We start from the raw sequence: 23027 nt of genomic DNA, 5'->3' as shown, positions 1-23027 counted from the left end.
TATCTTCCTCCTTTATTTAATGTATTGTGAGCAAAACACTTTGCAAATCTACGGATTTTTGCTGTGTTTGGGTAACCTTTTGGTAAGCAGTGCTGTTGGTAACAATAATCGGAGTGGTCAGGTCATAACCGGCTGCCTGGATTTTCGGAATATCAAATTCAAGCAGTAAGTCTCCCCTTTCAATCTGTTGCCCTTGCTCCACATGCTTTGTGAAATAATCGCCTTTCAGCTTAACCGTATCCAGTCCCACATGAATTAACAGGTCCAGATGGTTGTCAGAGGTGATGGCCACCGCATGGCCGGTTCGGAATACGAGCGAGACGACCCCGGAGACGGGTGAATATACCTTTCCTTCGCTCGGCAAAATGGCTATACCTTGACCCATCGCTTCCGTAGAGAACGCAGGATCAGGCACTTCATGAAGCGGAACAATTACGCCATTTATAGGAGCATAGACACTCTCAATGACTACGGTTTGTCCAGATTCTGTCTGTAAGGCAGGCCCGGATTTTTCTGGTTCCGTCTTTCCTGTCTCCGCATCCGTTGCCCCGTTACCTTCATTAAAGCCCAGAATATAAGTTAATACGGTAGTAATCACGAATGAAATGGTGATGCTGATCAAATAAAAAGCAATAGTATTCGTAAAGAACGCTGGAATAGTCGTTATGGCAGGGAACACATAAGCGAGCACGGTTGTCTGGAAATGCCCGGCAATGGCCCCACCGATCGTTCCCCCGATTACGGCGGCAATCATCGGTCTTTTCAGCTTCACGGACAGCCCATAAACGATAGGTTCCGTAATACCGGCGAACAGTGAAGGGAGAATAGATGACAGAGCGTAAGCTTTCAGCTTTTTGTCCTTGGCTTTCAGAAAGACCCCAAGAGCGACACCGGATTGGGCAAAGGTCGCGGAAGCCATCATGGGTCGGATCGTATCAAACCCTTTGAGGGAAAGATTGTTGATCATCGCAGGTGCAATCCCCCAATGTAAACCAAACATCACCAGGAAGGTCCAGCCGCCTCCCAGAATGGCCCCGGTCAAGAGACCGCTTTGTGTACTTAAAAATTCAATACCATCTGCAATGCCTTTACCGGTGTACACTCCCAGCGGACCGATCACAATGGCAGTAAGCGGAACCATAATTAATAAGGAAACGAGCGGAACCATAAATAATTCAATGCTTTTCGGAACCACTCGCTTCAGGAATCGTTCCAGATATGAATACAGCCAAATGGCTAAAATAGCAGGAATAATGGATGTCGTATAACTCATCAGGACAACGGGAATATGGATAAAGGATGATATATCCCCCGTGTTTTCCATCAGCTTGGTGAAGTTAGGCTCCAGCAAAGCGGCCATAATGGCGGCAGATACAATAGGCTGGGCCTTGAACGTTCTCGAAGCTGAAAATGCTAACATCAGTGGCAGGAAGTAAAACACACCGTTGCCTGCGGCAGCAAGGATAGCATAGGTGCTGGAGGCACTGTCCAGCCACTCTAACTGCGTAAGAATAACCAGGATAGCTTTCAGCATCCCTGCACCAGCCAAAGCAGGTACAATCGGCTGGAAGATCGAGCTCATGACGGTAAAGGCTCGACTGATAAAATTACCTTCCTTTGAATGGTCCTCTTTCTCATTGTTGCCGCTCTTTACCTGAAGGTTGTAATTCCCCGCAATCGCATCATAGACCTCGCTAACATGATTGCCGATCACCACCTGGTACTGTCCTCCGCTTTCGATCACGGAAATGACCCCGTCGGAATTTTCCAAAGCCTCTTTGTTGGCTTTTTTCTTGTCCTTGAGTGTAAATCTCAGACGGGTCATACAATGGTACAGATCACGGATATTTTCCTCTCCGCCTACATTTGTTACAATGAATTTCGCTAATTCATCATGCTTGCTCATAGCGCCTGCCTCCAATGCTCTCTGGTTGATATAAAAAAAACCTGAGTAATATCCGATACCAAAATGCACTTTAGTATCGAAATTACTCAGGTAATGCCCACGAATGGTAACACCCTGCTAGTTTTCTGTTCTGTTGACCAATCTGGAAATGTGGATCATAAGGTACATCATTTCATCATTGGTTAGTTTCTGTTCAAACTGCTTATTCACATAAACCCCTATTTTTTGTACGCATCTGTGCTCTTCCGGAAATTTGGTTTTCAGGTCTTCAAACAAATTCATGTACTGTGGATCTGCCGATTCATGGGCAAAAAGCCGCTGGGCAAAAAATTTAAGATGAGTTACAAATCGGTTATAGTTCCATGAATCTTCATCAAACTCAACATTGAAGTGATATTTTACAATATCCATAATATCCTTGATGACTTTTGACGTTTTTAGCGTCAGGTCTAGCTTCTGGTTATCCAGACGGGCGTTGACGAAATGCAGAGCAATAAATCCGGCTTCATTTTCATCGAACGTAATGTTGATCCTGTTACGGATCATCTCCAGCGCATGTTTTCCGATCGCGAATTCTTCGCGATAAAACCGCTTGATTTCCCATAGGAACCGGTTTTCAATCGGGGTTCCCCTTGCATGCCGTTCAATGGCAAATGAAATATGGTCAATCAAGGCCAGATAAATATAATCACTAATGTCTCCGGCCAATCTCGGTCTGGCATACTCCACGATTTCATCTGCAATTTCAATGCATTCCATCTTCACATCTTTCAGCAAATCCGCCAGCTTCGCGGATAGATCCTGAGTTTTGACTACAAACAGCTTCGTGATTTTCCGCTCATCGATGGTATCCCCCGGCTTCAGGTTGAATGCGATTCCATTCCCTGTCGCAATGACCTCTTGGGCGTCCTCTTCCTCTGCTAATACGACATTGTTGTTAAGCGCTTTCTTCAAAATCATGCGACCACCTGCTTTTATTTACTGGAAGGCCATTTTTTAAAGAGACTCTGTTAAAAAATGTGAACACACTAAAAAACCTGAACAGAACACCGCTTAATAGACGTTATCGCCCACTTACCGGAACTCCATTCAGGTTATGCCTAAAATAGTAACACCCTGAAATTATAAAATTCATTTCTGTAACCGTTTTCTTGACTTTATTATAATAGAGTTTCTTTTTTACTGTCAACCCTTTATTAAAAAAAGCCTTCCAGCCGCTTACTGCGACTTCGGAGTCCCTGAACGATTCACAATCCAGATGCCTGCCAGTACTAAAAAAATGCCAAGCAAGGTAGCAGCTTTGAGTTCCTCGTGAAGAAAAATCCAGCCGGATACAACACCGATGATGGGAACCAGCAACAGTGTAACAGAAGCTTTACTCGCTTCCATTCTGGTGAGAATATGGGTCCACAGCAGGAATGCCAGAGCCGACGCCACAATACCGGAAAATAAAATATAAAAGATCGACGCAGCGCTAAAATGCGGCTCCCATCGCTCAAACAACAGGGAATACAATAATAATCCGAACGCACCGAACGCCATCTGCCAGGTCGTGAACTGGATTTTATCACAATGCTGGAGCTTGAGCTTGATAATCAGGTTGGAAAGTGCCCATGCAATCGCCGAACTCACTCCAAGCAGCATGGCCCACAAATTGCCGCCCAAATGAATGTCCATAGCAAATAACAGCCCCATCATGCCTGTAGCAATTCCAATCGTTTTGCTTGTGTTGAGTCGCTCACCCGGAATAAGAAAATGCGCCATAATGGATACAAATAACGGCATGCTGTACGTAAGCACAGAGGTTAAGCCAGCATTAATGTAGTTCAGGGAAATCTGAATCGCAATATTAAAATAGGTAGTCTGGAGAATTCCGCAGAGTATAACCCATTTCATCGCGTGCCTGTCAGGATAGGGAACCCGCTTCCAAAAGAGAATTCCAAACAGAAACAGCGTGCCCGTGAGAAACCGGAAAGAGGCAAATTGGACAGGTTCAAAGGCTCCATTGCCCAATTTCATGATGACAAAATTAAAGCCCCAGATTAGGCATAAGAGCAGGCTCAAGCCTTTCATGCTTCATACGCCTCCGTTTAGAGCACTTCTCCGCCCGATTCTATCACTTTTTTATACCAGTCAAAGCTTTTTTTCTTGTAGCGGTTCAGTGTTCCGTTGCCCAGATCATCCTGATCGACGTAGACAAAGCCGTATCTCTTGGAGGCCTGTGAGGTTGAAGCACTGATCATGTCGATTGGGCCCCAGGCGGTATAGCCAAACAGGTCCACTCCATCCTCAATCGCTTCCCTCATTTGCTCGATATGTTTTTTCAGATAGTCGATACGGTAATCATCGTTAATCGTCCCGTCAGCATTCATTTGATCTGTCGCACCCACGCCGTTTTCCGAGATGAACAGCGGCTTCTGGTAGCGGTCATACAGGTTGTTCAGCGCATAGCGTAATCCTTTAGGATCAATCTGCCAGCCCCATTCGGACTGCTCCAGGTAAGGATTTTTCACACCACCAATCAAATTTCCGCTTGCTTTGGCATGCTGGTCGGCAGTGGCGCTGGCATTGTTGGACATATAGTAGCTCAAGGACACAAAGTCCACAAGGTTTTCGCGCAAAATCTCATCGTCGCCGGGTTCTTTATGCAGCACAACGCCTTTTTCCTTGAACATGCGTGCAGTATAGGACGGATAATATCCTCTGGTTTGTACATCACTGAAAAAGAAGGAAACACGTTCTTCCTTTTGGCATTCAAGCACATCATCCGGATTGCAGGTATTCGGATAAAGCAACAGATAGCTGATCATGCACCCAATCTGGGAGTTTGGTATAATCTCATGACAGGCTTTGACAGCCAGCGCGCTGGCTATAAACTGGTGATGGGCGGATTGATACTTGTCCTGCTCCAGATTCGGGTGATTCTCTTCAATGATCCCGGCGCTGACAAACGGATGGTGCTTGACACAGTTCATTTCGTTAAATGTAATCCAGTATTTCACCTTATTCTTGTAACGGGTAAATACGGTCTCGGCAAAACGGACGAAAAATTCAATCAGTTTCCGGTTTTTCCAGCCACCATACTCGGTGACAAGGTACAAAGGCATATCGTAATGGGTAAGCGAGATGACGGGTTCAATTCCTTTGGCCAGCAGGGCATCAAAAACCTTGTCATAGAATTGCAGCCCTTTCTCATTGGGTTCTGTCTCGTCGCCATTCGGGAAAATACGTGTCCAGGAAATGGAAGTGCGGAAGCATTTAAAACCCATCTCGGCCAGCAGATTAATATCTTCTTCATAACGGTGATAGAAATCATTTCCCCGGCGTTTGGGATAATTTTGGGTGCTGTTTGGGTCCAATGCTTCCTTGACTTGGGCGTGGGTCATCATATGCCACTGATCCAGCCAGTGCTTTTTGTCGAGTTCCGGATCAAAGGTAAATACATCAGAGATGGAGAGCCCTCTCCCATCTACATTGTAAGCCCCTTCAATCTGCATGGCAGCGGCTGCCCCGCCCCATAGAAAGTCCTTGGGAAATCCTTTTGCCTGTTCCATGTTGCATTCCTCCAGGTCGTATATAATTTGTGAAGAAGTATGACGGAACCCGTGCGCCTCAAATGCATTCCGGATTGCTGCATACGCTTTATGCTTTCATGCTACAATCTGGGATGCATTCCAGGTCAAGAACTAAATTTTTGGAGTTGAATTCTATGCATAATATTAAAAGAATTGCTGAAATCGCAGGGGTATCGACAAGTACTGTATCTCGGGTACTGAATCATCATCCTTATGTCAGTGAGGCTACGCGGACCAGGGTGATGGAAGTGATTCGGGAACTGGATTATATTCCGAATATTAATGCGGTACAGTTAAAAGTGGGCCGTACCAAGGTCATCGGGATCATGACTCCAACGATTAACAATTATTACATGCAAATCATCAAGGGAGTATCCAATGCGGGTAAAGAGCAGGATTATCAAGTTCTCATCTACCAGACGGAGGAAAAGCGGGATTTGGAGAGCGCGGCGTTAGAGTTATTGAGGCAGAAAAAAGTGGACGGGCTCGTCATTTTACGGCGTATGCTGGACTGGTCTGCTGTGAGGCGTTATACCCAATATGGGCCGATTGTGACCTGTGAGCCATTAAAAAATAAAGAGATTTCATCTATTTATCTCGATCATTATGAAGGATTTCGGATCGGATTAGAGCATTTGGCCGAGCTGGGATTTGAAAAAATCGCCTGCACCGTGGGCAGGAAAAACAGCATAAACAGCCAAAGAAGACTCCAGGCCTATTATGACCTGCATACGGCAAGGAAGCTGCCAGTAAATGAGGAATGGTTGCTCAGCGGTATCCATACGGTGCAGGACGGAATGCGGGCGTTCGCCAAGCTGGATTCATTAAAGGAACGTCCACATGCCATCATGACCACCAATGATTTTGTGGCCTGTGGTATTATCTCTGCCGCCCGCAGTAAGGGCTGGAATGTTCCAGGGGATTTGGCGGTGGTCGGTTTTGAAGCTGACGAAAGTCAGGTAGCCGACGCCATGGGACTGACCAATATTACGAATCCGTTGCAGCGCATCGGACAGGAAATGTTCCGTACGTTGTATCGACAGTTGAACAGCCAGCCTTTGGAGCCAACCTCCCTTGCTTTTGAGTTGAAGGTCCGCCAGTCTACCTGCTAACTCCATCCACAAACTAACCAATTAACAGCGTATAAACGATGCCGGGTCCGTGTACGCCAATGGTCAGATCATTTTCAATATCCGACGAACGGCTGGGTCCGGTAATAAAATGAATGCCTGCGGGCAGTTGCTCACGTCCTACTTCGTCAAAGCGGCTTAAAATTTCACCCAGCCGCGTCCGCAGACGCTCCAGCGGAAGGAGAATGATCAGCACCGTCGGCAGCAAACTGACTGCACGGCCCTTCTCCGGTGAGGACAGCACCGCCACCGATCCGGTGTAGGCGGCAGCTTCATCGGCGATGACGATGCCGATATCCGCCTCGGCTGCGCGTGCCTTCCAGTCCTCGACTGGATCGGTGTTCCACACCGATAGACGGGCTTCCGGCAGCGCCGATTCCAGCTGGAGCGCATCCAGGTCCGGCTCATTCTGCCGGATGATATAAGCCGCCCCCAGCTCTCGCGCCTTGCGCGCGATCCAGCCTGCCGTCTGCTCCAGATTCGGCAGACGCACGACATGCCCGCCAACACTGGTAAAGTTGGCGGTAAACTCTTCGATGCGCTGCTCCGCGCTCCAATCGAATTCATGCCAGAATGCAGGTGCGCCGCGAAACGGCTGCACGGGCGGCTCCGTCTGTCGCGGACGCTTGAGCTTCGTTGCAATGCTATCCATAAAGCGCACCTGCTTGGCGCGGGATTCGGCTTCCATTTGATGGAGCCACGCTTCATGGGCCGCCTTTGCTTGCGCAGAAGGTCTATTCTGTTCACTCATGCTGTCTGCCTCCTTTACTTCTATCTTCCAAAATCGTCTCCATTCGGCTGCGAACGTCAGGCTGCATCACGTTACGTTCCTGCTCCAGCTCACGTTCCAGTGTGTTCCATTGCTGACGGAAGGATTTTTTCGCCAGAGAGGGGGCCACGCGGTACGTATTCCAGCCCTTTAGGGGACCAAGCTTCAGCGTAATTTCTCCCTTACGGACAACCACCTTCTGGGCAATCTGCCCCAGCCGAATCGCCGCTGTGAATCGCTTCGAGCTGGAAACAACGGTCGCAAAGCCCTTCATCCCCGCCGCTTCCAGCTTATCTCCTTGTCCGGCCTCCACCTTGCGTCTGCGCAAATAGACCAGCATATCATGCAACGGTATTTTGACCGGACAGGCTTCATAGCACGCACCACACAGACTGGACGCACTTGCGATATCGTTCCACTCTTCGATGTTGCCATGCAAGGCAGGCGTAAGCACCGCACCGATAGGTCCGCTATAGGTCCCGCCATACGCATGTCCGCCAATGTGGCGATAAACCGGGCAGGCGTTCAGACACGCCCCGCAACGAATGCAATTCAGCAGCTCCTGAAACTCGGGATTGCCTAGCTGTAGCGAGCGCCCGTTATCTACGATGATGATATGCATTTCCTCAGGCCCATCGGCATCTTGACTGCGCCGTGGGCCTGAGATGCCGGACATATACATCGTCAGCTTCTGTCCGGTAGCGGAACGTGGCAGTAATGTAGCCATGACCTCCAAATCCGTCCATGATGGAATAATCCGTTCCATACCCATCAGCGTAATTTGTGTTCTAGGCAAAGTAGATACCATCCGCGCATTGCCTTCATTTTCGAACAGCACCATGGAACCCGTCTCCGCGATGGCAAAATTACAGCCAGTCATGCCAATATCCGCCTCCAGAAACTTTTCACGCAGCTTCTTGCGGACAAAACCAGCCAAAATCGTCGTATCCGCAGACAGTTCCTCGCCCGCTTCTTTGGACAGCAGTTCGGCAATCTGATAGCGGTTTTTGTGAATCGCCGGAATGACGATATGGGACGGGGCCTCACCTGCAAGCTGAATAATGTACTCTCCAAGATCGCTTTCAATAGTCTCGATATCCACGCCCTCCAGCGCCTGATTCAAGTGTAGCTCCTCCGACACCATCGACTTGGATTTAACAACAGACCGGGCCTGATTGTGAGCAGCAATATCCAGCGTAATTCGTACGGCATCTGCGGCTGTATCGGCAAAATGGATATGCACCCCGTTGGCCCGGGCATTGTCCACAAACAGGTTTAGATAATAGTCCAGATGGGCAATGGTATGCAGCCGAATTTGACGGCCCCGCTCACGCCATTCCTCCCAATTCCCATGCTGCTCTGAAGCCGCCTGCTTCCCGTTGCGCAAACGCTCGGTTGTGAAACGAACCGCATTCCGCAGAAAATCGTCGTTCAGGGCCAGCTCGGCGCGTTTTTTGACCTTTTCGCTCATCGAATGTGAATGTACAGCGGTCATGTGTGCTTCACCCCTTCATACAGCAGCTCGGCCAGGTGCATAACCCGAACCGGCTCTTCCCGGTACCGGAGATTTCCCGCAATGTTCATCAGGCAGGCCATATCCAGTCCAACCAGCACCTCGGCCTCCGTCTCCCTGATATGATCCACCTTTTCCGTCACCATGGCTCCCGAAATATCCGACATTTTTACCGCAAAAGTCCCGCCAAAGCCACAGCAATCCTCGGCAAAAGGAAGCGGCACCAGCTGCAAGCCCTTTACACTGCCAAGTAGCTGCATTGGCTCCTCCTTTACGCCTAACAAACGTGTGCCGTGGCAGGACGGATGGTAGGTTACGGTATACGGAAAAGACGCGCCCACATCGGTCACGCCAAGCACCTGCACCATAAATTGTGTAAACTCATACGTCTTTTGCTCCAATCGCCTCGCTGAGTCCAGCCATTCCGGCTCATCCTTGAACAACTCCGGGTAATGATGAATCATATAAGTGCAGGAACCGGAGGGCGATACGACAAAGTCGCTGTCGTCAAACGCTTTCAAAATCGTTTTCGCTGCTGCCCTCGTTTCATTCCAGTAGCCGCTGTTATAGGACGGCTGGCCGCAGCATGTCTGCACCTTCGGAAAATCCAGTTGAACACCATATCTGGCAAGCAAGCGTGCCATCGCTTCCCCCACCTTGGGATAAATCGCATCACTCAGGCAGGTAATAAATAAAGATACCTTCACACGAGACACCCCTTCCGTCCATGGAATAGCTATTACTTTATACATAAACTGAGCTGGAAAGCTACATATAGCGCCACTGCGCAGTCGGATGGTGCTTTCCATCGCCATCGCTTCGCTTGTACAGCACCATTCCGCCTACTCCGTTTTAATGTGAATTTTTCAAGTTCAGCTTATATAGATAGTAAAGCTTTCCAAAGGAAAGCTTTATCGTAAGCATAAGCTTGCAGCGGAATTCTCACCTATACATGTTCTACATCATCAGAGAATCCCGCTGCAACAGATCGTAAGATCAAATGAAACGCGGAGCGCCTTCCACCTCGACATCTTTAAATTTACACAACCGTTACCGGAATCGACAACTCTGCTAATTGACTGCGAATCGGGTCCGACAAACGCGCATCCGTAATAATCTCGGATACCTGCGACAGCTTCACGACATGCGTGAATGCCTGCTGCCCAAATTTGCTCGCATCTGCCAGTAAAATCACGCGGTCTGCAATACTGACCATTTTTTGCTTCAAACGGGCTTGCAGCTCATTCGATTCACTAATTCCCCGATCCAGATGCACCCCCTGGCTGGAGAAAAATAATTTATCCACATAATACGATTCCAACGAGCGCTCTGCGAGTGGGCCTACAAAGGACAATGAACGCTGTAGCAACTGTCCTCCGGTCGAAATAACCTCGATTTTTTCCTTACCCGCCAGCTCAGTAGCCACGCGGATCGAATTCGTCAGTATCGTCAGCGGAATATCCGGCAAAATCGACGCCATATACCAGGCCGTCGTGCTGGCATCCAGCAAAATACGATCATGGGGCTGAATCTGCTTGACCGCTTCCTCGGCAATACGGCGCTTTTCCTCTGCGTTCATAATTTCCCGTACCGCATACGGCGTTTCGGGCTGCTCATTTTTGACGCTGACTGCTCCACCATGTGAACGGCGTAGCCGTCCCGCCTGCTCCAAACGGTCCAGATCGCGGCGGATCGTTTCCTCCGTTACTTTGCACAGCTCACTCAACTCCGACACACGGATGCTTCCTTTTTCATTGACGAGCTGTACGATCATCTCATATCTTTCTGCGACCAGCATGGCAATCTCACTCCACATCTTTAATGTACAAAAAGTCCCGCCACACGCCGGAATCGTCCGTAGGCATCCTCCCACGCTTCCGACTCGGCAGGTTCATATACCTCTACGGAAGTAGAATCCGCGATGACCCGGCGTGCTTCCCATATATCGGCGAACTTTCCCTGTGCCATCCATTGTACCGCAAGATTGCCGATTGCGCTTGCTTCTGCGGGTCCAGCCCACACGGGTTTTTGAATCGAATTGGCCGTCCATTGGCACAACAGCCGATTTTGGATCCCCCCGCCGACCATATGCAGCCCGTTAAATCGTTGTCCTGACACACGCTCCGTAAGCTCTAGAACGTAACGGTATTTCAAGGCCAGACTTTCCAAAATACAGCGCGTAACCTCACCCGGTGTCTCCGGCAAAGGCTGCCCGGTATTGCGGCAATATTGGCGTATGCGTGTTCTCATATCCCCGGCATGCAGAAACAGATCATCGTCCGGATCGATCCAAGAAACGAACGCCGGAGCTTGCTCCGCCATGTGTACCAGCTCAGGGAAGGAATAAGAGGTTCCTTGACGCTCCCACTCTCTGCGTGCCTCCTGTAAAATCCACAAGCCCATAATATTTTTAAGCAGCCTGTAGGTCCGGCCTACCCCGCCTTCGTTCGTAAAATTAAATCTCAGCGTATCATCGTTGATCACCGGCTGCGGGGTTTCCGTTCCCATCAGGGACCACGTTCCGCAGCTTAAATAGGCAAATGACCGCTCCAACGCAGGCACCGCAGCCACAGCCGATCCCGTATCATGTTCCGCGACCGCAATGACAGGAATCGCCCCGATGCCCAGATCAGTCATGACCGAGGAACGGATCGTACCGGCGGCACTTCCCGGCTCCAGTACCTTTCCAAACCAGGAACGGGGAATGCTGATACCAGACAAAAGCTCATCATCCCAGTCCTGCTGCAAAGGATTATATAACTGCGTGCTGGTTGCATTGGAAAATTCATTAACCATTTCACCCGTCAGAAAATACCTCAGCAGATCGGGTATCATCAAGAAATGCTCTGCCTGCTCCAGCAACGGCGATCTCGCATTTCGCATAGCAGCCAACTGATACATCGTATTAAAGGTCAGAAACTGAATCCCTGTGCGCTGAAAAATAAACTCCTTGCCTAACTGGCCCTGTACTTCCTCCATCACCCCATGGGTATGCCAATCCCGATAATGATAAGGGTTACCCAGCAATTCTCCGGCTTCTCCAATCAATCCAAAATCGACCGACCAGGAATCAATCGCCAGACTGGACGGGTTGGCTCCCATGTGCTTGGCTTTGAGCAGCCCTTGCTGAACCTCGTGATACAGACGCAAAATATCCCAGTGCAGACGCTCCCCGACCTTGACTGGATCATTCGAAAAGCGATGGATTTCCTCCACCTCTATACGTGAATCCGTCAATCGACCGAGCAGAACCCTGCCGCTGCTTGCCCCCAGATCATATGCGAGGATGCTCACCAGCTTGCACCACCCTTGCCTCTTTGCAAAATCCGCGTGCCATACTCAGACGCTAAATAGGCTTTCATCGGATCAGCGGGTAGCCCTTGCTCCTCACGTATTGCCTTGAGCAATGGTGCAACGTCGAACTCAAACGCTTTGCGCACAGCATCCTCCGCACCCAGCACATCCTGACGGCTCGCCGCTTCCTCCACCTCTGCATGATTGATCAGCAACGCCTTCGCATATTGAGTCTGCACATTCAGCACCGAGCGAATCATCGCCGGAATTTTTTGTTCAATATTGTGCGACTGGTCGATCAAATAAGCAATTTTGTCCACCGTATGTCGGATATCCGTATCCACATCCTGAGCCGCATTTAAAATTTGATAAAATATCAAGAACAGCTCATATGGATTCGCGGAGCCTACGATCAGATCATCATCTGCATATTTGTAGCTATTAAAATGAAAACCGCCCAATCGCTTCTCATCAATTAAAAATGCCACAATATGCTCCACGTTGGCTCCCGGCAGATGATGCCCTGTATCCACCAGCACCTGTGCCTGCGGCCCCAGCTTGGTCGCGTAATTGTACGCCATGCCCCAGTCGGCAATATCCGTATGATAAAAGGCTGGCTCGAACGCCTTGTATTCAATCAGCATGCGCATATCAGGTGTAAGCGCCTTATACATTTCGCTGAGTGCTTCCAGCATCCAATTTTTCCGCTTGCGGATGTCTCCCTGACCCGGATAGTTTGTTCCGTCTGCAAACCACAGGCTAAAATCGTTGGAGCCCGTTTCCTTCGCAATGTCCACACATTCCAGCAAGTGGTTTGTTGCCTTGCGGCGGATGGCCGGGTCTACATTGGTGACGCTGCCGAGCATGTAATCTTCATCCTGAAACAGATTCGGATTAACCGCCCCAAGCTGCAGTCCCAGGCTTTCGGCATGACTGCGCAGCTTGCCGTAATGATCTACCTTATCCCATGGAATATGAATGGCGACCGATGGACACAATCCCGTTACGGCATGTACCTGTGCGGCATCCTCCAGCTTTTCGAACGGATCACGCGGCACGCCTGTTTTTTGAAAAACTTTAAACCGTGTACCTGAGTCGCCATAGCCCCAGGACGGGGTTTCTATGCTAAGCGCTTTCAGTTTTGTCTTTACTTGTTCCAGGTCAATGCCCCTTTGTTGCTGCTGTTCCTCGAATAAGGCGTACGCTTTGTCGCTCATCGTGGTTCCTCCTTGGAAAATAAAGTGAGTTACGGGGGAGGCCGCTTCACGTGCGGATTGTTCTTCCGATCGCTGTTATCCCCAGATTTTTTTATTTTATAGAACATATAAAGGTAAAAATCCGGGGATAAAGGCGAACGCTACGCTTCTTCAGAACAATTCCGCCCACTCCGCTGCTGACCACCCATAAAGTCACTTCTATTTTAAAGTGTTAGTGTGTATATTTTCTAAAAAACATAAAACACGAAACGTAAATAAGTTTCTATAACTTATTTACGTTTCTTTTATTCAAAAGAGCTGACTATCTTATAAGTCAGAGATTTATTTGAAAGTAGTCCAAGCTCATAACTTCCTATCTTGTAAAGGCTGCGGGGACGCCGCCGTCGATGGTGAGCATACAGCCTGTCGTTTTCTCCGCCTTGGATGAGGCGAAAAAGGCAATCCCCTCGGCGATATCCTGCGGGTAAATGTTTACCAGCAGCGTCGTCCGCTTGCGGTAGTGTTCTTCCAGTTGGTCTGGCTCGATGCCGTAGGCGGCGGCGCGTTCGTTGCGCCAGTTGGAGTTCCAGATGGCGGAGCCTTGCAGAATCGCGTCTGGCAAAATCGTATTCACCCGGATACCGTATTCGCCGCCTTCTGCGGCAATACAACGGGCGAGATGCGCTTCCAGCGCCTTGACCGAGCTGTAGGCCGTTACATTTTTACCTGCATAGACGGAGTTTTTCGAGCCGACGAACACCATGCTGCCGCCAAGTGTCTGCTCCTTCATCAGCTTGAACGCTTCCCGTGCTACCAGAAAATAACCTGTGCCCAGCACGTTGATGTTCAAATTCCATTCCTTTAATGATGTTTCGTCGAATGGACTGGAGGTTGCGAGCCCCGCATTGTTGACGATGATATCCACACCGCCATAGGTTAGCGCGGTTTCCGCATAGGCAGCCTGAATCTGTTCCTCCTGCGTTACATCCATTTTGACTGCAATAGCGCGGTTTTCTCCGTAGTGGTCATTCAGATCGGCGGCCACCTTTTGTGCGCCTTCCAGATTCAGGTCGGCCAACACGACATGTGCTCCTTCATCCACCAAACGGCGTGCGGTTGCACTGCCGATTCCGCCTGCACCGCCTGTAATGAGCGCGATTTTGCGTGAAAATTCCGCTTCTGCCGGAGCGAGTGACAGCTTATACAGCTCCAGCGGCCAGTACTCCACGTTATACGATTCATTTTCACTAAGCGAAACAAACTGTCCTAACGCCGTCGCACCCCGCATCACCGCGATAGCACGATGATACAAAGCGCCACTCACCTGTGCGTTACTCCAGCTTTTGCCTGTGTTAATCATGCCGATCCCCGGGATTAAAATAACCCGTGGCGCGGCCTCAAATATAACGTCTCCTTCATGCCGATTGCGTTCAAAATAAGCTTGGTATTGCTCCTTATAGGCTGCGATACCCTCTACGAGCTTTATTTTTAAACCCTCGACATCCTCTACGTCCGGTGTCCAGTCTACAAAAAACGGCACCACCTTGGTATGAACCAAATGATCCGGGCACGCGGCCCCGACCTGTGACAATACAGCAGAATCCTGACCATTTACAAACTCCAGCACGTCCTCTGCATCATCAAAGGTAAGGATCATCTTCTTCTCATCACTGACCGCTCCCCGAACGGATGGCATGACACGAGATGCAATACTACGGCGTTCCTCTTGAGTAAGCGCTTTATATCTTGCGCCTCCAAACGACTGTTTTTCCTCTTGACGAGCCTTAATATAGCTTTCTGCTTCCTGAATGATTTCAATGGTTTTCGCATAAGCTGCCTCGGATGTTTCTCCCCATGTAACCAGACCGTGCTTTTCCATCAATACCAATTCTGCTTGCGGATGATCGAGTACACCTTGAGCAATCATCTTGGACAGCTTAAAACCAGGACGAATATAAGGTACCCATACAAAACGGTCACCGAAAATCTCTTTCGCAATGTCCTTGCCGTTATGTGCACAGCACAAGCTGATAATGGCGTCCGGGTGGGTATGATCCACATGTCTAAAAGGTAAAAAAGCGTGCAATAGCGTCTCAATCGAAGCACGCGGATGCTTGGCATCTATCATACAATTCGCCAGATACGCGACCATATCCTCGTCAGACATATCTTCCCTTTCGAACAAGGGACGGATATCCTCCATACGAAGCCCTGTAAAGTTATGCGCTTTCATTGTAGCAAGATCAGAACCACTGCCCTTGACGTACATTATTTCTACTTCACGCCCGCGAAAATCCTGTATCGTCGTTTTGGCCGAAGTATTGCCGCCTCCCCAGTTACACACGCTCCTATCTGTGCCGATCAGGTTAGAACGATATACGAGCTGTTCCAGCGTACTTTTTTGCTCAGATGCTTGTGAAGAATTCCACAGACTTTGTACCATAGGAAAAAGACCTCCAAGTTCATTTTTATTTTTGAATCGCTTTATTAATGTGAGTATAATCGGTTTACGGAGACTATAACACTTTTGTTTTAATTTGAAAATACATAATACAAAAATAATCAAAAATAAATTTTAATTTTGAATAACCTGTAAAACGGATACATTGATCTGTAAAACGATAATTGCCATATGAAAAAGAAAGCGCTTTAATAAATGTAAGTTTGGAAGGCAATCCGGAGCCGCCTCATTCAACTTACAACATGACATACATCTTCAAGAAAGATGAGCTACTGAATTTTATCCTCTATCATGCCGTATCGGCGTCATAGGGATCTACGGAGGGATGAGTATGGTTACAAAGACAGGCATCTGGAAACAACGTCTTGGTTACGGAGTTGCCGATTTTGCGTGTAACTTGATTTGGCAAATGATCACGCTATATTTAATGTTTTTTTATACGGATGTCATGGGATTAGAGGTGCTTGCGGTCAGTGCGCTGCTGCTAGTTACTCGTATTGTGGACGGTGTCGCGGATGCGGTCATGGGGATCATCATTGACAAAACGCGTACACGCTGGGGCAAATCGCGGCCATACTTTCTGTTTGGTGCAATTCCATTCGGTCTTTTGGGTATCCTGACCTTTTATGTACCGGATATCGGTCCTGTGGGCAAATTAATCTACGCTTATATCACCTATATGGGGTTATCGCTTGCCTATACGATGGTAAATATTCCGATGGCCTCCATTTTGCCAAGCTTGACCCGTGATGGACAGGAACGCACGATGCTGGCAACCATCCGTATTATTTTCTCCTTTATTGGAGCTACGGCGGTCAGCGTTTTGACTATGCCCCTTGTCAAAATGCTGGGTAACGGCTCACAGGCGCAGGGCTTCTTTTGGACCATGGTTATCTTTTCGGTCGTCGGTATGATGATGTTTTTTGTAACCTTCAAAAATGTAGAGGAAAAGGTAAAACTCCAGCAGGAAAAAGTGACGGTTACCCAAACCTTTTCGGCGCTCAAAGGGAATAAGCCCTGGTACATCTTCGCAGCCAACATTATCTTTATGTTTGGAGGCATGTTTTTTCATCAAGGCAGCCTGATTTATTATTTTACGTATTATGTGAATCGCCCAGATCTGATCGGTCTGATTGCAGGGATCGGTTCATTAATTCCAATTATTGGAACTTTTATCGCCCCGCTGCTGGCACGTCATATGTACAAACGAAAGTTGTTTCAAATTGGGAGCGTTATCAATCTTGCAGGACTATTGATGATGCTCATTTCCGGTACCAACGTCTTTGGATTGATTGCGGGTGCAGTCATTGCAGGGTTGGGCAACGGTGTCCGAATGCCTATATATTTTTCTATGCAGGCAGACCCGGTTGACTATGGAGAATGGAAATCCGGCATTAGCGCAGGTGGCTTTATTTCTTCTATTAATGGTTTTATCGGAAAGGTAGCTATGGCGCTGGCTGGCGCTCTATCCGGTGTATTTTTGACTTGGGGACATTATATTCCCAACCAGACTCAAAGTGCCTCAGGGCTGTTTGCCATTCAGCTTAATTATCTCATCATTCCGATGATTCTCACTGTTATTTCGATTATGATGATGTTCTTTTATCGTCTGGATCACATTTTCCCGCAGATTCGCGCCGAACTTCAGGAGCGGAATCCGGAGCCGGATGATTCTTTAGACGAAGCAACACTGGCGGCTGGAAATAAACCATTCCCACATTCCGTTTAATTATTTTAAAGGAGGCATAACCATGTCAAATTCAATCCCTGTTCCTCAAGCTTTCACAACTACTACAATTGTGCGTAACGAAACCTTCATTCATAAGGCCACTGAGCTGAAGCCACAGTTAAATACTTCTACCGTCCAACCGCAACAAATGGTTGAGGTATTGCAGGATACGAACGCGATGCATGGCTGGTTAGCACGTCCGCTTCACTCTGCCGTTAGTTCTTCGGAGCAGCATTATGGCAAGGGGGATGAGTTCATTCTTGACTTTGGCATGCATCAGGTGGGGTACCTCTCCTTCTCTGTTAGCCCTGTGGGCAGTCCCCCAGACGCACCGCTGCATCTCAAGCTGACCTTTGGCGAAATGCCGGTTGAAGTCGGTGAACCTTTCGCCAATTATACAGGCTGGATCAGCAGTTCATGGCTACAGCAGGAAACGCTATATGTCGATGTACTGCCTGACGTCATTCGGTTGCCGCGCCGCTACAGCTTCCGATATGTTAAATTTGAAATTATAGATAGCTCTCAGAAATATCGGGTAGCCTTCGATAACATCCAGCTCCAGACCGTTACCTCTGGTGACGCTTCGCGTATAGTCCCATTGGAGCATCCTGACCCACTCTTGCAGGACATTGATCAAGTCAGCATCCGAACCTTGCAAAACTGTATGCAGGAAGTGTTCGAGGATGGCCCCAAACGGGATCGGCGGCTGTGGCTAGGTGATTTGCGCCTTCAAGCGCTGGCTAATTACGAAACCTTCGGCAATAATGATCTCGTCAAGCATTGCTTGTATTTATTTGCGGGGGTACCGAATCATCAAGGTCAAGTCGCAGCGAATCTGTTTATCGCTCCCACACTCATACCGGACGATACGCACTTGTTCGATTATTCCCTGCTATTTACAGTTTCCTTGTACGATTACTATGAGGCGACTCAGGACAGCGGCACTTTGCAGGAGCTGTGGCCGACCGCGTACCGACAGGTGGAACTGGCTCTGGAGCGTCTGAATGAGCAGCATCTTCCACCACACAGTGACGAATGGTGGTCTTTTATCGATTGGCAGGAAGAATTGGATAAGCAAGCCCCTTCACAAGCGATACTCATTTATACGTTAAAACGAACCATTCGATTAGCTGAACAGGTTGATCCCGACAAGCTTCCGTTCCTTAACCAGCGGCTGGAGGACGTTACGACCGCAACGCTTGCCCAACTATGGGATGAAGAACAAGGCTTCTTCGTCAGCGGTCCCAACCTCCAAATTTCGTGGGCCGGACAAATCTGGATGGCTTTGGCAGAAGTGCTGGATGCAGAGCAAAATGCAGCTCTTATGCAACGACTGCTGTCCGAGCAACCGGATATTGGCCTGACGACACCGTATATGCATCACTATTTGGTCGAAGCTTTGCTGATTACTGGAGACCGGGACGGGGCCGTAAAACACCTCAAATCCTACTGGGGAGGTATGCTGAGGGATGGAGCGGACACGTTCTGGGAATTGTACGATCCTCATAATAAATCCTTTTCACCCTACGGCAGTTATTTAATCAACAGCTACTGTCACGCGTGGAGCTGTACCCCAACCTATTTGATTCGCAAGTATAAGCTTTAAATGCCATAAGGCCGTGCCAGGATCAGGTTAAGAGAACCTTTTCCGGCACGGCCTTACTATGTGACTGTTCGCATCACTTGAGCAAGCAGCTCATACGACCGCAGACGCGCTGGATGATCATATATGGGATGTTGTAATTAGCTCAATGGCTCTCATCTGGTTCATTATAAAATCAAGCTTTTGTTTGACCGTATCAGGGCTCTGGTGCACTTTTTCTCTCATTCGAGTCTTGCTGTCAATGTCAAACATCATCCACCCGCCCTTGATACTCGCGATATTGACTGGGGGTATGTCCCGAATACTCCTTAAACTTCCGATAAAAAAATCCCAGGCTTTCATATCCCACCTCGTACGCTATTTCGCTGATACTGTGGTTTGTATGGCGAAGCAGTGTATCCGCGTGCTGCATACGTTGAGTTTGGACAAGCTCCCGAAAGGTTTTGCCTGTCTGCTCTTTAAGTAAATTCCCCAGATAATTAGGATTAAAATTAAACGTCGCCCCCAATTGAGGTAGCGTACAGTCGCGGTAATGCTGCTCAATGTATTGCAAAATATCAATAATGCTCGCTTTACCCGGCTTATGATCCAGCTCAAAATTCATATCCAGTTGATATACCCGCATCAGTTCGGTAAGCAGCAAAGGCACATAATGACTTAGCATTTGTTGAGCATAATCCTGGGGGGATAGAAATTCACACAGCATATTTTTAAAAATATACTGTACATTCTCATGCTGCTGGGAATGAAATAAAATATAACGGTTATGCCTTCTGTCCCGGGATACCGCGTTAGCCAGAAAATCAGCCACAATACCCGTATTGCTAAAACCTCCAAAAAAAGTGGTTGAGAACGTTTCCATTTTCATAATCAAATTAACCAATATATCATTTTCCCCAAGCGCATAAATGCTGTGCGGAACATTCGTATCCAAAATACATATCTGCCCCTGCTCCAGCCTGATTTCCCTACCATCAATAACCTGTGTGCATTCCCCGGAATACATATAATTCATTTCAATAAAATCATGATTGTGTGAGGGCATGTCCGCAAACCGATGGTGCTTGCTCATATAAATGGACCCGCTATCAAAAAAATACTTGCCTTGCATTCGAAGAACCTCATGCCCTATTTCGCTTTCCGTAATATGAAACCCTAAGTGTTCTAAATCGTTCACATTTTTCCCGGTGCGAATCTGTATTTGCTCAACAGCGTCCAGACTTCTGAGAAATTCATCCAATTGCTGATGGTTCATCGTTTTCCCTCCTGCTCTCTCTCAGATGACATACGATGAGATTGACAATACTTCCTGGTTCTCCTATGAAAACGAAAAAGTTTCCCTGCGTGCAAAATCTTTATCCACACTATACCTAACACCTGACGCTCGTGCAATGTCTACCTTTCCAGCCGGGCATTCAAAAGCTGATCGTATCCGAACTGCTTGCGCGTAAGCTCCTCCTTGCGCTGCTTTTCCAAAGCTTTTTCCCCCAGTTCCCATGCTTCCCCTGGCTTTACTACAAATACACCATCGTCATCACCCAAAATGAGATCACCTGGATGTACGCTGACCCCAAATAGGCTAATCGGGGTATTCACCTCTCCCTCCAGTTCCAGTGTACGTGTAGTCAAGGCGCTAATTCCTTTGGAAAAAATGGGGAATTGTAGCTGGTTCAAGACCCCCACATCTGTGACGCAACCGGAAACAATCACTCCAGCCAGTTGTTTTTTCATCGCCACATAAGCTCTGAATTCTCCCCAGCAAGCTCTGGCATCATCACCTGACATATCGACGACAAGCACATCACCCGCTTGTGCCAATTCCAGCGCATGACGTACAGCGGTGGAGTCCATATGGGGAAGCCTCACCGTAACTGCATTTCCCAGCAATCGAATGGGACGAAACAACGGCTGTACTCCCTGCATACATCCAAAATCCGTGAAATGCCCAAGGGTAGAAGCACTTACATGCTGATAAAGCTCCAGCAGTTCCGTCGTTATCCCCTGAACCCGAGGTTGAATGCGAAACATACAAACCAGCTCCTTTCGTGATATAACCCAACTCACATTAGCATATAGAAATCAAAGCAGGCGAAATGGCCGCTTAGGCAAAGTTTCAGTTCACTGTAGCCCAAGCATCGTAGCTTTTATTTAGCTCGTACAATGTATCTTCGGACAGGTAGGGCAATAGCTGCCCTTTTCCTTCATCTGGTAAAAATAGCAGCAGGTTTTGCGAACACGTACAGCTTTCACGGCCGCAGTGGGTGCGATGGATACAGATTCCGTTACAGGTACCGCCGCTCTCTCTGAACGGGGAGAGCCGAAATACCGGGCCAGTGGATTTTGCCGTTCACCAAACAAGTGAGCCGGAGCTTCACAGGTCAGATATTTAAAATCCTCCTCCATTCGTAGCCGATCCTCGCTCTTTAGCTCCTGACGGATGCGGTTTTCATATAGCGCATAGACATAGATGGCGGTGTTTTCCCATAATACCGTTCTTGAAATGGAAGCAACAGCGGATACAGATCGCCACACCAGAGCCAAATGCTCTGCAAATACATGCTGAATGACGTGATCACGCCAAGCATGACGCTGCTCCAGACTGATGTCTCCCCCATCCTCACCCTTCTTTCCGATGTCACATTCCGTAACCAGCAGTCTGTTCAAATGCAACCTTGGGAGCCAGGTATCCTTGACAAAAGCAGATTGAATTGTACATTCAGCAATCCCGACTTCCAGCATCTTGTTATACACCGACATGGCATGCAGTACCGGGGACACGATCAAAAAACCGTACCGCTTCGCCAAAACAGAGGCCGTCACCTTGCGTGAAGAAAAATCATGCAGCCCTGCCAGCCGATCCAGATACATAGCACATGGAGTTGCTTCCAGCAAATCAGCCGCAGGTAGATCATAACGTCCGGTTGGAGCTGGCTCTCCGCTGCTGCTTCGCAATTTTTCCGTCAGATACGACCATTCTGCAGGCTCAAACGAAGATCCTTTGGCGTACGGCATCCATTTTCCTCCCCTTTCCATGAGGAATAAACATCGGTGTTCCGTACAAGGGATCAGGAATGACTTGGCAGCGCAGTTGGAATACCTTTTCCACCGTCTCTGCCGTCATGATTTCTTCCGGCTTTCCCTGCACGTAAATACGTTTATCGTATACAGCAACCATATGGTGCGCATAGCGGCAAGCCAGATTCAGATCATGCAGCACCATGACAATGGTTCGCCCTTCTCGTTCATTCAAATCAAACAGCAGGTCCAAAATCTCAATTTGATGCGTCATGTCCAAATAGGTCGTCGGCTCATCCAGCAGGATCATATCTGTCCCCTGCGCCAAAGTCATGGAAATCCACGCACGCTGGCGCTGCCCGCCAGATAAGGAATCTACCGGACGATCCGCAAAAGCCTCCAATTGCGTCGCTTGCAGCGCGTTTTGCACCTGTGCTTCATCCTCTGCGGACCACTGCTTCAGCCAGCTCTGATGCGGATATCTACCCTGCTTGACCAACTGATACACGGTCAGTCCTTCCGGCGCTGACGGTCCCTGCGGCAAAATGGATAGCCTTTTGGCAATCTGCTTGGAGGGCAACTGGGCAATAGCCTGTCCATCCAGCAGTACCGCTCCCGCCGCAGGCTTCAATAGCCGCGCCATGGCACGCAAAATCGTCGATTTTCCACAGCCATTGCTGCCTACCAGCACCGTAATCTTTCCCTCCGGAATTTGCAGGTCCAGCTCTTGAATAACCGGGTCTGTCCCGTAGTTAATCATCAGGTTCTTTACCTCTAAACCCATGCAGCTTCCTCCCCTTTTATAAACTGCGAACTTAAGATCTTGTATATTCCAT

At 48.5% G+C, this 23027-nt stretch carries 18 protein-coding genes; 3 read left to right on the top strand and 15 right to left on the bottom strand.

The annotated features are described in order from the left end of the window. Positions 1 to 16 precede the first annotated feature (16 nt). From NST83_RS11525 to NST83_RS11510, 4 genes are all read right to left on the bottom strand, one after another. Positions 17 to 1906 (bottom strand): beta-glucoside-specific PTS transporter subunit IIABC, encoded by a 1890-nt coding sequence (locus NST83_RS11525; protein WP_342417682.1) that lies wholly within the window; start codon positions 1904 to 1906, stop codon positions 17 to 19. Between the two features lie 117 nt (positions 1907 to 2023). Next, the gene (locus NST83_RS11520) at positions 2024 to 2866 is read right to left on the bottom strand and encodes a PRD domain-containing protein (RefSeq protein WP_137062984.1); all 843 of its coding nucleotides are present in this window, start codon (positions 2864 to 2866) and stop codon (positions 2024 to 2026) included. Positions 2867 to 3124: 258 nt separating this feature from the next. Then, positions 3125 to 3979 (bottom strand): DMT family transporter, encoded by an 855-nt coding sequence (locus NST83_RS11515; RefSeq protein ID WP_342417681.1) that lies wholly within the window; start codon positions 3977 to 3979, stop codon positions 3125 to 3127. 17 nt (positions 3980 to 3996) lie between these two features. Next, positions 3997 to 5460 carry a glycoside hydrolase family 1 protein gene (locus tag NST83_RS11510; RefSeq protein WP_342417680.1) on the bottom strand — a complete coding sequence of 488 codons (1464 nt, stop codon included), beginning with the start codon at positions 5458 to 5460 and terminating at the stop codon, positions 3997 to 3999. Between the two features lie 155 nt (positions 5461 to 5615). On the opposite strand from NST83_RS11510, the gene NST83_RS11505 reads away from it, so the two are divergent. After that, on the top strand, positions 5616 to 6593 hold the full coding sequence (locus tag NST83_RS11505; protein ID WP_342417679.1) for a LacI family DNA-binding transcriptional regulator: 978 nt from the start codon (positions 5616 to 5618) through the stop codon (positions 6591 to 6593). Between the two features lie 13 nt (positions 6594 to 6606). Here NST83_RS11505 and NST83_RS11500 read toward each other — a convergent pair whose 3' ends face one another. From NST83_RS11500 to NST83_RS11470, 7 genes are all read right to left on the bottom strand, one after another. Next, positions 6607 to 7362, bottom strand: a complete 756-nt coding sequence (locus NST83_RS11500) for an LUD domain-containing protein (RefSeq protein WP_342417678.1) — start codon at positions 7360 to 7362, stop codon at positions 6607 to 6609. Further along, positions 7355 to 8875 (bottom strand): LutB/LldF family L-lactate oxidation iron-sulfur protein, encoded by a 1521-nt coding sequence (locus tag NST83_RS11495; protein WP_342417677.1) that lies wholly within the window; start codon positions 8873 to 8875, stop codon positions 7355 to 7357. The genes NST83_RS11500 and NST83_RS11495 overlap by 8 nt, the downstream gene beginning before the upstream one ends. Further along, positions 8872 to 9600: a (Fe-S)-binding protein gene (locus tag NST83_RS11490; protein ID WP_342417676.1), complete on the bottom strand. Its 729-nt coding sequence runs from the start codon at positions 9598 to 9600 to the stop codon at positions 8872 to 8874. Before NST83_RS11490 ends, NST83_RS11495 begins: the two co-directional genes overlap by 4 nt. Positions 9601 to 9932: 332 nt before the next feature. Next, positions 9933 to 10691: a DeoR/GlpR family DNA-binding transcription regulator gene (locus NST83_RS11485; RefSeq protein ID WP_342417675.1), complete on the bottom strand. Its 759-nt coding sequence runs from the start codon at positions 10689 to 10691 to the stop codon at positions 9933 to 9935. 20 nt (positions 10692 to 10711) lie between these two features. Next, a complete protein-coding gene (rhaB, locus tag NST83_RS11480; RefSeq protein WP_342417674.1) occupies positions 10712 to 12187 on the bottom strand; it encodes a rhamnulokinase in 1476 nt (491 codons plus the stop codon). Continuing rightward, positions 12184 to 13404: an L-rhamnose isomerase gene (rhaI, locus tag NST83_RS11475; protein WP_342417673.1), complete on the bottom strand. Its 1221-nt coding sequence runs from the start codon at positions 13402 to 13404 to the stop codon at positions 12184 to 12186. The genes rhaB and rhaI overlap by 4 nt, the downstream gene beginning before the upstream one ends. A gap of 352 nt (positions 13405 to 13756) precedes the next feature. Continuing rightward, on the bottom strand, positions 13757 to 15826 hold the full coding sequence (locus tag NST83_RS11470) for a bifunctional aldolase/short-chain dehydrogenase (protein WP_342417672.1): 2070 nt from the start codon (positions 15824 to 15826) through the stop codon (positions 13757 to 13759). Positions 15827 to 16175: 349 nt separating this feature from the next. Here NST83_RS11470 and NST83_RS11465 point away from each other — a divergent pair, with 349 nt between their 5' ends. Further along, positions 16176 to 17573 carry an MFS transporter gene (locus NST83_RS11465; protein ID WP_342417671.1) on the top strand — a complete coding sequence of 466 codons (1398 nt, stop codon included), beginning with the start codon at positions 16176 to 16178 and terminating at the stop codon, positions 17571 to 17573. A 22-nt stretch (positions 17574 to 17595) separates the two neighbouring features. Next, positions 17596 to 19179, top strand: coding sequence for a sugar hydrolase (locus tag NST83_RS11460; RefSeq protein ID WP_342417670.1), 1584 nt, complete (start codon positions 17596 to 17598; stop codon positions 19177 to 19179). 241 nt (positions 19180 to 19420) lie between these two features. On the opposite strand, the gene NST83_RS11455 is transcribed toward NST83_RS11460, so the two are convergent. The 4 genes from NST83_RS11455 to NST83_RS11440 all read right to left on the bottom strand — a co-directional run bounded on the left by NST83_RS11455 (position 19421) and on the right by NST83_RS11440 (position 22975). Then, entirely contained in the window at positions 19421 to 20431 is a 1011-nt protein-coding gene (locus NST83_RS11455; protein WP_342417669.1) for a helix-turn-helix domain-containing protein, read from the bottom strand. A gap of 140 nt (positions 20432 to 20571) precedes the next feature. Next, positions 20572 to 21204, bottom strand: coding sequence for an RraA family protein (locus NST83_RS11450; protein WP_342417668.1), 633 nt, complete (start codon positions 21202 to 21204; stop codon positions 20572 to 20574). 120 nt (positions 21205 to 21324) lie between these two features. Further along, entirely contained in the window at positions 21325 to 22188 is an 864-nt protein-coding gene (locus NST83_RS11445) for an IucA/IucC family C-terminal-domain containing protein (RefSeq protein ID WP_342417667.1), read from the bottom strand. Beyond that, positions 22160 to 22975 (bottom strand): ABC transporter ATP-binding protein, encoded by an 816-nt coding sequence (locus NST83_RS11440; RefSeq protein ID WP_342417666.1) that lies wholly within the window; start codon positions 22973 to 22975, stop codon positions 22160 to 22162. Before NST83_RS11440 ends, NST83_RS11445 begins: the two co-directional genes overlap by 29 nt. Positions 22976 to 23027 lie beyond the last annotated feature (52 nt).

The organism is Paenibacillus sp. FSL R10-2782 (assembly GCF_038592985.1).
In the GTDB taxonomy this organism is placed as follows: domain Bacteria; phylum Bacillota; class Bacilli; order Paenibacillales; family Paenibacillaceae; genus Paenibacillus; species Paenibacillus terrae_C.
Note: the sequence above shows the minus strand (reverse complement) of the source record. Positions and strands in the feature narration are given on the sequence as shown.